Raw genomic sequence first — 12582 nt, forward strand, 5'->3', positions numbered from 1 at the left:
ACGGGGGCATGGCGGGCAGCGCCTGCCTGCCAGGCAGGTGGAGGGGCAGCCGCTCAGGGACGTGCCTGGCCGTCAGACCTCGGTGAAGCTCACGCCGGTGGCGCCGATGCGCTCCAAGGCGTCTTTGATCTCCTCCGAGACAATGAGGGCGATGGACCAACCCCAGGTGCGGAACACCTTCGCGTCTCCGACTTTCGATGGGTCGATGCGCATGCCCCATACGTCTCTGTACTTCCCGGTCTTCTCCGGCCGCCCATCTTCGGGCGTCCAGAGCTCCACTTCCTTGCAGGCTGCGTCATCGATGCAGCGAATGAGCTGGGTCGCCACGAGGATATGGAACTGCTCGGACTGGTCTTGAACCTCGACTGGGAACAGCTGGATATCCCGTGGGGCAAGCTCCGCGAAGACAGCGGCAACCCTGTCGTGGACCACGGGGATGCCGAAAGCTGCAATCGTGAAGTCGAGCGGCTTCCCTGGGCGGTTTCGTTGAATGCGTAAAGGCCCAGGGTCGGGAATGGTCTCTCCCACTCTGAACATCCAGGGGTCGTCCAGTTCTCTGTTCCCGGGGTCTGTTGGTTCGTCGAGCGACCACCGGCCAGGAATGGTCATGTCGTCGGCCAGATCGAAATATCGCCGTGCCCTCATGGACGAATCCCCTCTATTCGGAACGGGTCACCAACTTGTTCAGCGAAGTACCGGGCGTGGAGATCTGCCGTGCCAATCGATGAAGCTCCTCGGTGAGTGCGTCCCGGCAGGTTTGCATCGTGCGACATCTCACGGTGGCTTCGTCCAGGCGCCGGAACACCTGCTTGTGGTACTCCAGTGGATGGGGGCCCTGATGGCCCTTGACCTTGACGATGTTGGCCCGGTCATTCAGCGACATTCCTGCCCGGTCGAAGATACGCTGGAACTTCGGAGTCCAGGGACCTTCGGTGTTGATGTCCTTCGTCCACTTGTTGGTGGCGATGTGATGGTCATGGCCCTTGGCCTCCACCGGCTCCAGCCCGGCCCCGCCCAAGCCATTCGCCGTCGCGAGCACCGCGCTAGGGGCCAGCCCCACGGTGATGGCCTCTCCCGTCACCGTCACCGTCTGCAGCTCGCCGACTCCCGTCAGGCTGATACCCAGCTGCGAGCCTGACTGCACCGACGCCTGCGCCGAGCCGGGCAGCCTCGGCACCCGGCCCGCGAAGCCCGCCGCCGTGTTCCCCAGCGCCACCGTCGCCAGCAGCGCGAACGCCCTCGCCGCGTTCCTCCCCATCACCTTCCCGTACCGCTCACCCGCGTCCCGCAGCTCGTCGAAGGTGCGCGCCCGGTCCGCCTCCTCCACCAGCCGCCGAAAGCCCGTTATCAGCCCCCAGAACGTGTCCACCCCCAGGTACACCACCAGCGTGGCCGTCATCACCGCCGCCACGCCCTTCGACACAGGCTCCCGTAGTGAAACCAACAGGAAGTACATCGTGCCCGTCCACATCACCGCCGCGAACATGGCTTCCGGGTCCGCCATGTCCTTGAAGCCCTCCATCATCTCCTCGTTCACCACGCCCATCGCCAGCCCCATCGCCAGCGCGTAGCGGCCGTCCCCATTCAGCGTGGGCCCTTCCTCCAGCAGCTTCAGGCAGTCGCCCTCGCGCTGCGTTCTCTCGCACCAGCGCAGGTACGCGCGCGTCAGCGCCACGTCCGTTTCGGGCAAGTCGCTCTCCAGCGGCGCGCCGCCCTCCACCGGCGTGAAGCGGCGCGTGCGCGTGTCGAAGTCGTAGGTGCCACTGCGCGCGTCCATGGCGAAGAGCCGCCGCGCCGCCTCCTGGAGACGCAAAGGCGCCCGCTTCATCCGCGCCTCGGCGGCGACGGCTTCGATGAATTCGTCCTCCTCCAACTCCACCGGCTCGAACTCATCCGTGCGCGGGTGGAAGGTGATGACTTCGCCCGCTCCGGTGTCCAGCCGCACCACGCGCGACGTGGCACACCCGCTGGCCACGGACAGCATCATCAGCCATGTCAGCCACCGCAGTACCATGCGCCCCAACTACCAGAAATGCTCCGACCGCGGTGCGGCACGCGCCGAGTGGTAGGGGCGCAGCGCTCACACCTCCGTGAAGCTCACGCCGGTGGCGCCGATACGCTCCAAGGCGTCTTTTATCTCCTCCGAGACAATGAGGGCGATGGACCAACCCCAGGTACGGAACACCTTGGCGTCTCCGACTTTCGACGGGTCGATGCGCATGCCCGAAACTTTTCTATATGTCCCCACCTTCTCGGGCTCCCCGTCCTGAGGCAGCCAATACTCCACTTCGTCGGATGCCTCGTCATCGACACAGCGAACGACCCGGACGGCGACGAGAATGAAGAAGTTATCGACGCTGTCCGCCACATTCACCGGAAGCAGTTGGACGTCGCCGGGAGCCAACGCCGTCAAGACCGTCGCGACCCTGGCGTGGACGACGGGAGTCGCAATGCCAGCAAGGAAGAAATCCGAGCCTCTACCGGGACGGTCAACCGGCAGGATGAGACGGCTGACTCCCTGGACTCGCTCCCCCGTTTTGAACATCCAGGGGTCCTCCACTTCGCGGCCGTTCAGGTCGGTAGGAATCCCCAGGGCCCACGCACCACGGACCACGCCGGGTGACAATTTGAAATATCTCCGGCGCTCACCCACCGGCTTCGCCTCATCGCGCACGGGTCACCCAGTCAGTCACACCTCCGTGAACCGAACGCCCGTTGCTCCCATCTCCTCCAGGGCCTGCTTGATGTCCTCACCGACAATCAAGGAGACAGACCACCCCCAAGGACGAAAGACCTTCGCCTGGCCGGCCTTGAGCGGATCCACGCGCATTCCGGCAACCTTCCGATACCTTCCAACCTTCTCTGGCCGGCCATCCGCTTCCCGCCAATATTCGACTTCCGCGGATGCCTTGTCATCAATGCATTTGACGAGCTGGGTTGCGACGAGAATACAAAAACTTTCGGTTTGTCCCTGCACGGTCGCGTCAACGAACTGGACATCGGAAGGAGCAAGCTCCGCCAGACGCGTAGCAACACGATGGTGTACGACGGGAATCGCGAAGGCCGCCCGAGAAAAATCGAGGGCTGAGCCAGGGACAACAACGGGAAGGCGCAGGTGCCTCGAGTCGGCAACCGTCGCCCCATCCGTGAAGAGCCAGGGTTCTTCGATTTCGCGACCCTGTTCATCCCTGGGAACTCCAAGCAACCAGCGCCCCTGGATGGACATGTCGTCAGTCAATTCATAAAACCGTGTTGGCATGGCAGGCTCGCGAGCTTACTCGCTCCGCGTCACAAGTTTATTGAGCCGTGAACCTTCGGTGGCAGTCTCGCGTGCCAGCCGGTGTAGTGCCTCCGTCAGCGCTTCTCTGCATTGGCCCATGCTCCGACATCTATTGGTTGCCTCGAAGAACCGCTGAAAGACCTCTTCGTGGTAGGCCTGCGGGTGCGGCCCCTGATGGCCCTTGATGCTGACGACCGTGCGGATGGCGCCTTGTGGACTCGGCCCACGTGGCACGTCGGCATCTGGCCTCATGGAAAGGTGATGTTGCCCAGGGTGATGGGGTGTCGGGTGCCCTCTTCCCACAGCGTCAACGTGAAGGGGCCCTGCGCTACCTGCGGAGCATTCTCCGCCTCCACGGTTACGTACCCCTGCTCACCTGGAGCAATGGGCACCGGCTGCCAGACGCGCAGCACCTTCAGCACCGCGCCGGCCCTGGCTTGCAGCGCCGCTCCCGCCGCACGCCACGGCTGGGCGCCAGAGTTTTCCAGCAGCAATTCCAGCGCGACCCGCTGGGTGGACCTGAAGGCCCTGGCGTCAACCTTGGACAGCGTATCCCTGGGCCGGATCAGGAGCGCGGAGGTAACATCACGTGCAACAACCCCCTTGTCTGTCATGACGCCGGACGCCAGCAGGCCCGCCAGCCCGTCCGGATGCGCCTGCATCGCCTGAAGCCGCGCCACTTCCCTCCGCAGTGCCTCGTTCTCCGAGCGGAGTTCCCTGTTCTCCTGGACGTAGGACTCCAGTCCGCGCGAACGGCGATGAACCTCGACCTGCCGCTCCGCCAGGGCAGGGGGTACCACGCGCAGCAGGAACGCGGCCGTCGCGGGAGCCGCGCCATCAGTGAAGTGCGCGGTCACCCGCGCCTGCCCCAATTCCTGGAAGGTCGCGTCGGGCACCAGCGTCAGCATGGCGCCTTCCAAGCCCACGCCCCGGAAGTGCTGACGCGCCTCCACCTCCACGCGCGACGGAGGAGAGTCGAACAGCAGGAGCGTCCCTACTCCTGGGCTGACGCGGACTTCCACCGACTCTCCCGAGGCCTCCGCACGCAGCTCCACACGGCGCGCGCCTGTCTCCCAGGCGTCCGTGTCCACCCGTGTGGAGACATCCGGACCGCTCAACAGCGCGGGCAGCAAGAGTACGGTGGGCATCAGGCCAAGCATGCGGAGAGTCCCTCGGAAGCGATGATGCGGGCAGGCAGTAGCGCCGCGCGGTCAGATCCCAGAGCGTTGTGGCAGCTCAATCGAAGCTCGGCACCGCCATGACCTTCTGGGTGGAGTAGATGCGCGCGGAGTCCGGGCCACCGCTCCTGTCCTCCCGCAGGACTCCCTTCTCATCTTCGTTCGCCAGTGACAGGCAGACAGGAAACGTCTTACCCGTCTTGGTCGTCCCTTCGATGAAGCGTCCATAGACCCGGTCACCTCGCACGAAGAGGTGCCCACGCACCGTTCCATTCTCGAGCGCGCCGAAGTCAGGGCCCACCCTCGCCTGCACTTCTCCTTCCCTGACGGTGATGACGCGATAACCCAGCCCCCTGGCGCCAAAGGTGATGGGGTCGGGCGAGTACATCCGGATGCCCAGTTCCTTCATGGCGTCCACGGCGCCCGGAGGACACGCTTCCGGCACGGGCGGGGGGCGCACCTGGGGCCCACTGGGACAGGCCAGCGCGGTGCAGGCCGCGGCCGTGGTGAGCGCTCGGGCCAGCACTCCAGGCCGCGCGGACGCCGGCGGCGCGGGGGACGAAACGGTGTCGGGCGTCTTCTTCACGGGTAGGTCTTCCTTCTGCGCTGTCACCGCGAGCGAGGCGGTGGCCGCGGCGGTGGGCGCCGCCTGGGGCGGCCTCGCGGCCCGTCCACTTTCCAGCGTGGGACCGGCCGGCGCCACTTCCCCGTGAGCCTCGGGCAGCGGGGGCGCACCCGGCCGCCAGGTCCGCTCCAGCAACAACCCACCCGCGAACGCCACCCCCACCGCCAGGAGCGCCGCCCCGCCCAGGAGGGCCCGGCCCCGGACAGGCCGCGCGAGCGCTCCGGACGCCCGGGCGGGCCGCGCGCGCAGCAACCGAGTGGGAGGCACGGCGGCCACATCCACCGGCGCCGGCTCCGGCTCCGGCTCCACGATGGGCTCACCTTCAACGACTCCAGGCCTCCTGCCCCGGCGCGGCGGGCCGCCATTCCCCGGCCCCTCGCGGACCCACAGTTCCAGCGCGGCGGCGTCATCCTCCGGCCAGACACGCGGCGGCTCGGGTATCTCCGGGTGCGCCTCGCACAGCGGCACGTCCCAGCTCGCGTCCGCGCCAGCCAGCGCCTCTTCCACGGCCGCGCACAGGGCCGTCGCGGTGTCCCGCTCCTCCGGGTGCTTCGAGAGCAGCCGCATGCACAGCCCGCTCAACACGGCCGGCACGCGCGGGTTCGCCACGTGCGGCGCCACCGGGACGTGGGAGATGACCTCCTCCACCTGGGAGGGCGTCTCCACCTCCACGAAGGGATGCAGCCCCGTGAGCATCCAGTAGAGGACGACGCCCAGCGCATACAGGTCGTCCGCGGGCGTGGCCACGTAGCGGACGTCCGAGGTGAGACTGCTGGCCCGGCGGAAGGCCAGGGCTTCCGGACTGCGGTAGCGCGGGGTGCCCGGCGGTAGCACACCGTGGGTGAGCCTCGGAGCGCCGGCGTAGTCCCCCACGCCGAAGTCCACCAGCACCGCCTCCCCGTCCTCCTCGCGGACCACGACGTTGTGCTCCTTGATGTCCCGATGCAGCACCTGTGCCGCGTGGGTGGCCTCCAGGCCCCGGGCCATTCCCAGCAGCAGCCCCGCCACGCGCCGCGCGCCCGGGTTCTCCTCGTCCACCCACTGCTGCAGCGTGCGCCCGCGCACGTACTCCATGGCCAGGTAGAACCAGCAAGGCGCGTGTCCCGGGTACAGGCCACACGCACGGAAGCCCACCACGTTGCGGTGCTCGAGACGCAGGAGGATGGTGCCTTCGCGCACCGGCCAGCCGGCAAGCCTCCGCAGCGACTGCAGCTTGAGCGCGACCTCATCCCCTCCCCCGACGGCCCGGTACACCGCACCGCAGCCTCCCGCTCCCAGCAGGGGGCCCAGGACGAACCCGGCGATGTCGGTGCCGGGCGGCAGGTGGAGGATGTGCGCTTCTCTCATGCGGACTCCCCGGCGCTCGAGCGCGGATGACCCGACCCTGGCACGGGCGTGAAGCCACGCGCGGCGGTGCGGCGCCCCGCCAGCCGGGGAGGAGAGGGAGGCACCGACCGTGCTGCTTACCACACCATCACCGTCCAAGGTATAGCATCACCTCCCCTGCACCTCGCCCGGGGTGCGGGGGGTGGAGGCCGTCCCTCCTCATGCCGCGTCGCTCCGCACCGTCCCGGGCACCCTCGAGGAGGCGCTGCCAGGCCCGCCCTCGCAAGGAGGATTTCCGCTACGCTGCCGCCCGCACATGGACGAAGAGCTGGGAGCGACGTTTGGCAAGGCGCTGCGCGAAGCCCGCGCACGCCGGGGACTCACGCAGGTGGAGGTGGCCGCCCTGCTGGACATGCACCCCATGGTCTACAGCCGCATGGAGCGCGGGAAGATGCTGCCCCGGGTGTCCACGCTGCGCAAGGTGGCCATGGTGCTGCGCATCTCCACGGACGAGCTGCTGGGCCTCGCCCGCGAGGCCCGTCGTGGCGCGAAGAAGGAGACGCCCCTGCTGCGCCGGCTGCTGACGCTCTCCGAGGAGCTGGACGAGGAGAAGCTCAAGGCGCTCGTCATCATGGCGGGCGCCCTGGGCCGGTAGGCCCCAGCTCGTGCGCCTCCAGGCCGGCCTGGAAGAGACTCTCGTCCAGCAGCTCCACCTGGTCCCGTGAGGCGCTGGCGTCCGTGGTGAGCCGGGCGAGCTCCAGGGCCGCCTCGGCACGTGCGTAGGGCCGGCCCTCTCGCGCCACCGCCGCGCTCAGACAGTCGCGCAGCGCGGCGCACAGCTCCCCGGCGGAGGCGTAACGCTCGCACGGTTCCTTGCGCAGCGCGCGGTGCAGGACGGCGCGCACGTCCGGGGGCAGGCCCGCCACCGCCTGCTCCACGTCCGCCGGGGTGTAGCGCTCCACCACCGCGAGCATCTGGGTGAGCGGCAGCGAAGGCGCCTCCTCCACACGGAGGACCGACGACCGGGGCGGAGGTACCTCCAGCGTCTCCACGGCCTCCGCGAAGAGGTGGCGCCCGGTGGCCAGCTCCACCAGCACCAGCCCGAGCGAGAAGACGTCCGAGGCAGGAGTGAGGGGCTTGCCATGCAGGTACTCCGGCGAGGCATACGCCACGTCCCCCTTGAGCAGCGCCTCGGCGGTCTCCTCACGGCCCACCAGGTGCGAGTACGCCACCCCGAAGTGCGTCAGCTTGACCTCGCCCGTCCGGGCCACCCGGACGTTGCGCGGGCTGACATCCCGGTGCACCAGCCCCAGCGGTCGCCCCTGTCCGTCCGTGAGCGTGTGCGCGTGGTGCAGGGCGTCCGCGACCTCCGTCGCGACATGAAGGGCGAACACGGTGGACACCGGTGCGCGGCGCATGGCCATGAGCCCCAGCACCGTCTCCAGTGAGGGCCCGTCCACGTGCTCCATGATGACGTACGGCGCGCCCTGGTGGACCTTGAAGTAGTGCACCTGGGCGATGGCCGGATGGTGGAGCCGGTAGGCGAGCTGCACCTCCTCCGCCAGCCGATGCCGCCGCAGGGGGTCCGCGGGTGAGCGGACGTGCTTGACGACGACAGGGCCCGCCAGCCCATGCCGCTCGCGGCGCTCGGCCAGCAGGAGCACCTCGCCGTTGCCCCTGCGCTCCAGCGTCCGGAGGAACTCGTACCGGGTGTGCTCCACCTTGAAGAGCAGGTGACGACGCTCCGGGGCGAAGGGGGGCGGTGCGTCCCGAGTGGTGGTCGTACGCGGCGCGGGGCCGGGGGTCTGCATGGATGGCTCCTCCAAGGGTCCGCCGCCCAGTTTATACCTGGCTGACCGTGGCAGGTATATCCATGCCGAAAGAGACTCACCCCGGATCCATCTGCCCCTTCGCGAAGGGGCGCGAGTCGGTGGGCAGGTTCACGAAGAAGAAGCTGGAGGACCTCAGGGCACCGGGCGTTCTGGCCATCGGCCACGGGGGCGGCCTCCCTCCGCCGCCACCCACGCACGCGCGGTGGATACCAGCGGCGAGCCGGACTACCGGACCCGCGGCTCGCCGAGCCGTGACGCGGCACCGTCCATCGCATCGCCCGGGGGCGCCGGACAGACCGCTGCCGGGACGCGCGGCGCGGGACGCCAGCTCAGGTCCACCCGGGCGAAGGGCGAGGCGGCCGCGCCCAGGTCCATGCCGCCAATCCGCTCACGCTCGCGGTCCAGCAACGTGAAGCCGTTGGCCACGATGAGCCCCGCGGACGTGTTCAGCCACAGCTCTCCCGCCAGCCGCACGTTCAGCGCGTGCCCCACGCGGAAGGTCGTCTCCTGCACGTAGTGCGCGCCGAGCGCATCCCGCGCCTGCGACAGCGAGGTGTGGAACGTCTGCCGCTCGAAGCTCCCCGTGATGCCGGCCTCCAGCCCCTCCCCCAGCCGCCTCAGGAGGTGGACGCGCGGGAAGCCCACCTCGGCGATGAAGGGCCCCTTGCGGTACACCAGCCCCACGAGCGGAATCACCGGCAGCAGGTCGTACGGGTACACCGCGACGAGCCCGAAGTTCAGCTTCACGCTCCGCTCCGCGTCCAGCGAGTAGCTCGCCAGCGCGACGCCCGTCCACGTCAGGTCCTCCCCGGGCTTGAACCCGTCGCGGAAGTCGCTCCGCGCCGACGCAGACGTGCTCAGGATGAACAGCCACTTCGGCGGCAGGGGGCGGATGAGGGACAGGCCCAGCTGCACGTGGTGGAGGCGGTAGTCCGACGCGTCCTCCGCCCGCAGCCCACTCCCCTCCACCGACAGCACGCGGCTGCCGTACGTCACCGTCGGGGCCAGGATGAGCCGCGTCCCGTCCAGGAACAGCGGCGGCAGGCTCAGGAAGACATCCAGCTGGCGCCGCTGCGTGAGCCACCCCACGCGTTCACCAAGCGACGTGCCCGGCGCCAGGGTGACGCTCACGAAGGCCCGGTCCACCGAGGTCTGCGCGGCCACGCCGCCCGCCAACAGCAGCGCGGCCAGGGCCAAGAGCCGCCCGGAACGCCGGGCCCACCGTCGCGCACGGTGTCGCCTCTCGGGACAGACTCCGGATGCCACCATGCCTGGTCCCGCCTTCATGCAGGCGGACAGGCTACTTCACTTCCAGGACAGCTCGTACTCGCTATCGAGCAGCGCCACCTGCCGCCCGTGTACCCGCACGTCGCGCGCGCCGATGGCCTCCAGCACGCTCAGCAGCGTCCCCTCGTGGTACGCGGCGGGCATGAAGTCGCGCCGCATGATGAAGCGCGCGCTCTTCTCGCTCGTCCACAGCGGGTAGCGCTCGCCGTAGCTCACCGCCGCACGGTACGAGTCACCCAGTGACTGCAGCAGCTTGCGCGGGCTGCCGCTGGCCGTCTGCATCAGGTCCCTGCCGAACATGGACGACAGGAAGTCCACCGTCGCCTGGGTCCCCATGCGCCGCAGCACCCCCTCGAAGCCGTCCAGTTGGGGCGCCAGCAGCCGCGCCGCCGTGGACGTCATCCGCAGGAACTTGCTGATGGGGTACATGTGCACGGGGTTGATTTCCCACAGGCCCGCCACGCCCTTGCACCGGGCCACCGCGCCCTCACCGCCCAGGAAGCCGACGACGTCCAACGTCCCCTGGAAGAACATCCCCCGCGCCGTGTCCTCGTCGCTCGCCGCAAGCCTCCGCAGCTCCAGCTCCCAGGCCGCGCCGCCAGCGCTCGTCGATTCAGTACTCAGGTGCATGGTCATCTCCCCCGAGGGGACGCTCCAGGTCAGGCTCGGAAATGGACTGCCCGTGAATCTGGCAGGTACTTCCGGCTTGGCCTGATTCCCCCCACTTCCGGGATGCCAACCCTCTCATACTTTTCTATTCCTGTCGAATCATTCTTCCTGGCTGGACGCAATTGTCTCCCAGGGAAGACGAAACCCTCCCGGTTGAGCAGACCGGGAGGGGGAGATGAACCGACAGGGGGTGGCCGTCCGACGCGGGGCGTCAGCTCGCGGCGAGCGAGGCCTGGGCGGCGGCGACGCCCGCGCCCGGCTCCGACTCGTGGCCGGCGGCGAGCAGGGCGCGCTCCACGGCGCCCACGGCGGCCAGCACGTCCGAGGGGCCCACGCGGTTCATGTGGCCCACGCGGAAGTAGCGCGCCTTGAGCTCCGGGTGGAGGCCGCCGGCCACGACGATGCCCTGCCCCTTCACGCGCCCCACCAGCGACGCGTCCACGCCGTCCGGGTAGTAGACGGCGCTGAGGGTGTGGGCGGCCACGGCGTCGGACACCGGCAGCATGCGCAGGCCCAGCGCCTTCCACGCCGCGCGGAAGGCTCGCGCCATGCGCTGGTGCCGGGCGAATCTCGCCTCCATGCCCTCGGCGAGCACCTGCCCCAGGCTCACGTCCAGCGCGCAGACGAGGTTGACGGGCGGGGTGGCGAAGTACGCCGGCTTGCCCGCCTCGTACGCCTCCATGATGGGGAGCCACTCCGCCCAGTCCGAGTAGACGCTGGCCACCGGCACCTTGCGCGCGCGCCACGCCTCCAGCGCGCGGGGCCCCACGGTGAGCAGCGCCAGCCCGGGCGGCACGCCCACCGCCTTCTGGCTGGCGGTGAGGTACACGTCCGCGCCCCACGCGTCCTGGTGGAACGCCTCGCCGGCGGTGGCGCACACGCCGTCCACCACGGACAGCACGCCGTGCTTGCGCGCGGCCTTCACCAGCGCCTCCACGGGCGTCAGCACCCCGGTGGAGGTGTCCACATGGGTGACGGCCAGCAGCTTGAAGCCTCCGCGCGCCAGGTGCGTCTCCACCTCGTCCACGGACGGAGCGTCACCCGGGGCCGCGCGCACGTGCGTCACCTTCGCGCCGTGCCGCTCCAGGATTTTCGCCATCCGGTCGCTGAAGTAGCCGGTGTTCACCACCAGCGCGGCGTCTCCCGGCTCCACTAGGTTGGCGCCCGCCAGCTCCATGGCCAGGGTGCCGGAGCCGGCCACCACGAAGGGCTGGGCGCCGGGGGCCAGGCACACCTCGCGCAGCCGCTTCAGCGCCCGGCCGAAGATGGCGATGAAGGCCGGGTCCGTGTGGCCGAGCGTGGGAGCGCCCAGCGCCTGCAGCACCTCTGGCTCGAACTCCACCGGGCCCGGAATCATCAGCAGGTCTCTCACGGTGTCACCACTCCTCGCGCCCGAGTCCGGCGCGGGCGGAGGTGCCCGCGGCCCTCGATACGGCGCGGACCGACTGTGCCCACCGGCCCCGGCCGCTGTCCACGGACATGTGCGCCGGAAGGATGGACGCGCGACAGCGTCAGCCCTCCGCGTCCCGCCTGAGCGCCGTGAAGGACACGGCACACGCGCCCCGCGCGCCCAGCCGGGCCAGCGCGTCCGCCAGCTCCGTCGAGGCGTACTGCCCTCCCGAGAGCCGGAGCTCGCGGGCCACCTGCTCCAGGTCCTCGCCCACGCCCCAGGTGATGGCCCCCAGCTCTTCATGGCGGCCATCCGAGAGCAGGGCGGAGGCCCGGAACACCTCGGAGACGAGCGTCCGTGGCAGCGGGTACGGCCCCGGGTCCCCCGGGCCGATGTCGAGGCTGAAGAGGACACCCCCTCCCAGGTCGTCGGCCTCCGGGAGCAGCGCCGTCTGCAGGCAGAGTCCGAAGACCTCGTGCGAGTGGCCCTCCCTGGCGCGCTCCCGGGCCGTCTGGACGATGGCCCCCGGAGCGGGGGACTCCCGCACGAGCCGCCAGAGCACCTCCGCCTCGGAATGAATCAGCTCCCGCGCGGCCTCCCTCTCGACGAGCGCTCGAAAGCGCCGCACGCCGAACCGGAGCTGCTGGTAGCGATGCGCCCGCACCCACCCTGTACCCTCGCGCGCATCCAGCCACGCCGCGCGCGCGTCGCCGTCCTCGCGCATCAAGGCCTCGAGCTCGGACGCGGGGACATGCCAGCGCACCTCGTCGAGCGCGCGGTCGAAGTCCGGGCGCTCGCGGGCAAGGTAGTCGACCAGCGTCGCCACCTCGGCCGTGCGCTCGAAGGCGCGGAGGGCGTCGACCAGCGCCGCGAGCCTCCGTGCGTCCGCCTCGAAGAGGAAGTGGTGGACGTCGTAGGAGGACTCATAGGGCCAGAGCGCCTGCACCTGGCCCTGCCGCGTGAGGAACGCTTCGGCGACCCGCATCGTGAGCCTC

At 69.6% G+C, this 12582-nt stretch carries 12 protein-coding genes and 1 pseudogene; 1 reads left to right on the forward strand and 12 read right to left on the reverse strand.

The window, feature by feature from the left end:
- Positions 1-72 precede the first annotated feature (72 nt).
- From LXT23_RS05140 to LXT23_RS05170, 7 genes and pseudogenes are all read right to left on the reverse strand, one after another.
- Positions 73-645, reverse strand: a complete 573-nt coding sequence (locus tag LXT23_RS05140) for an imm11 family protein (RefSeq protein WP_253978935.1) — start codon at positions 643-645, stop codon at positions 73-75.
- A gap of 13 nt (positions 646-658) precedes the next feature.
- Positions 659-2014, reverse strand: a complete 1356-nt coding sequence (locus tag LXT23_RS05145; protein ID WP_253978936.1) for an AHH domain-containing protein — start codon at positions 2012-2014, stop codon at positions 659-661.
- Between the two features lie 66 nt (positions 2015-2080).
- Positions 2081-2545 (reverse strand): imm11 family protein, encoded by a 465-nt coding sequence (locus tag LXT23_RS05150; RefSeq protein WP_253978937.1) that lies wholly within the window; start codon positions 2543-2545, stop codon positions 2081-2083.
- A gap of 144 nt (positions 2546-2689) precedes the next feature.
- Positions 2690-3259, reverse strand: a complete 570-nt coding sequence (locus tag LXT23_RS05155; protein WP_253978938.1) for an imm11 family protein — start codon at positions 3257-3259, stop codon at positions 2690-2692.
- Positions 3260-3274: 15 nt separating this feature from the next.
- Positions 3275-3475 (reverse strand): annotated as a pseudogene (locus tag LXT23_RS05160) (AHH domain-containing protein); the annotation flags it as partial.
- 53 nt (positions 3476-3528) lie between these two features.
- Positions 3529-4440, reverse strand: coding sequence for a DUF2381 family protein (locus tag LXT23_RS05165; protein WP_323378769.1), 912 nt, complete (start codon positions 4438-4440; stop codon positions 3529-3531).
- 76 nt (positions 4441-4516) lie between these two features.
- Positions 4517-6430, reverse strand: coding sequence for a serine/threonine protein kinase (locus LXT23_RS05170; protein ID WP_253978940.1), 1914 nt, complete (start codon positions 6428-6430; stop codon positions 4517-4519).
- Between the two features lie 295 nt (positions 6431-6725).
- Here LXT23_RS05170 and LXT23_RS05175 point away from each other — a divergent pair, with 295 nt between their 5' ends.
- Positions 6726-7064 (forward strand): helix-turn-helix domain-containing protein, encoded by a 339-nt coding sequence (locus LXT23_RS05175; protein WP_253978941.1) that lies wholly within the window; start codon positions 6726-6728, stop codon positions 7062-7064.
- Here LXT23_RS05175 and LXT23_RS05180 read toward each other — a convergent pair.
- The 5 genes from LXT23_RS05180 to LXT23_RS05200 form a co-directional block, all read right to left on the reverse strand.
- Positions 7039-8220: a serine/threonine-protein kinase gene (locus LXT23_RS05180; RefSeq protein WP_253978942.1), complete on the reverse strand. Its 1182-nt coding sequence runs from the start codon at positions 8218-8220 to the stop codon at positions 7039-7041. The two genes, LXT23_RS05175 and LXT23_RS05180, sit on opposite strands and share 26 nt — an antisense overlap.
- 246 nt (positions 8221-8466) lie before the next feature.
- Positions 8467-9438 (reverse strand): hypothetical protein, encoded by a 972-nt coding sequence (locus LXT23_RS05185; protein WP_253978943.1) that lies wholly within the window; start codon positions 9436-9438, stop codon positions 8467-8469.
- Between the two features lie 108 nt (positions 9439-9546).
- A complete protein-coding gene (locus LXT23_RS05190) occupies positions 9547-10158 on the reverse strand; it encodes a DUF2378 family protein (protein WP_253978944.1) in 612 nt (203 codons plus the stop codon).
- Between the two features lie 250 nt (positions 10159-10408).
- Positions 10409-11569, reverse strand: a complete 1161-nt coding sequence (locus tag LXT23_RS05195) for a pyridoxal-phosphate-dependent aminotransferase family protein (RefSeq protein WP_253978945.1) — start codon at positions 11567-11569, stop codon at positions 10409-10411.
- A 139-nt stretch (positions 11570-11708) separates the two neighbouring features.
- Complete coding sequence (locus tag LXT23_RS05200; protein ID WP_253978946.1) at positions 11709-12572, reverse strand: hypothetical protein; 864 nt, start codon at positions 12570-12572, stop codon at positions 11709-11711.
- Positions 12573-12582: the final 10 nt, after the last annotated feature.

It is taken from the genome of Pyxidicoccus xibeiensis (assembly GCF_024198175.1).
Classification (GTDB): domain Bacteria; phylum Myxococcota; class Myxococcia; order Myxococcales; family Myxococcaceae; genus Myxococcus; species Myxococcus xibeiensis.

What these genes read in the sequence shown, in the direction of transcription:
- LXT23_RS05140 (WP_253978935.1), bottom strand. Translation starts at nt 645, where the DNA reads ATGAGGGCACGGCGATATTTCGATCTGGCCGACGACATGACCATTCCT.
- LXT23_RS05145 (WP_253978936.1), bottom strand. Translation starts at nt 2,014, where the DNA reads ATGGTACTGCGGTGGCTGACATGGCTGATGATGCTGTCCGTGGCCAGC.
- LXT23_RS05150 (WP_253978937.1), bottom strand. Translation starts at nt 2,545, where the DNA reads ATGTTCAAAACGGGGGAGCGAGTCCAGGGAGTCAGCCGTCTCATCCTG.
- LXT23_RS05155 (WP_253978938.1), bottom strand. Translation starts at nt 3,259, where the DNA reads ATGCCAACACGGTTTTATGAATTGACTGACGACATGTCCATCCAGGGG.
- LXT23_RS05165 (WP_323378769.1), bottom strand. Translation starts at nt 4,440, where the DNA reads ATGCTTGGCCTGATGCCCACCGTACTCTTGCTGCCCGCGCTGTTGAGC.
- LXT23_RS05170 (WP_253978940.1), bottom strand. Translation starts at nt 6,430, where the DNA reads ATGAGAGAAGCGCACATCCTCCACCTGCCGCCCGGCACCGACATCGCC.
- LXT23_RS05175 (WP_253978941.1), top strand. Translation starts at nt 6,726, where the DNA reads ATGGACGAAGAGCTGGGAGCGACGTTTGGCAAGGCGCTGCGCGAAGCC.
- LXT23_RS05180 (WP_253978942.1), bottom strand. Translation starts at nt 8,220, where the DNA reads ATGCAGACCCCCGGCCCCGCGCCGCGTACGACCACCACTCGGGACGCA.
- LXT23_RS05190 (WP_253978944.1), bottom strand. Translation starts at nt 10,158, where the DNA reads ATGCACCTGAGTACTGAATCGACGAGCGCTGGCGGCGCGGCCTGGGAG.
- LXT23_RS05200 (WP_253978946.1), bottom strand. Translation starts at nt 12,572, where the DNA reads ATGCGGGTCGCCGAAGCGTTCCTCACGCGGCAGGGCCAGGTGCAGGCG.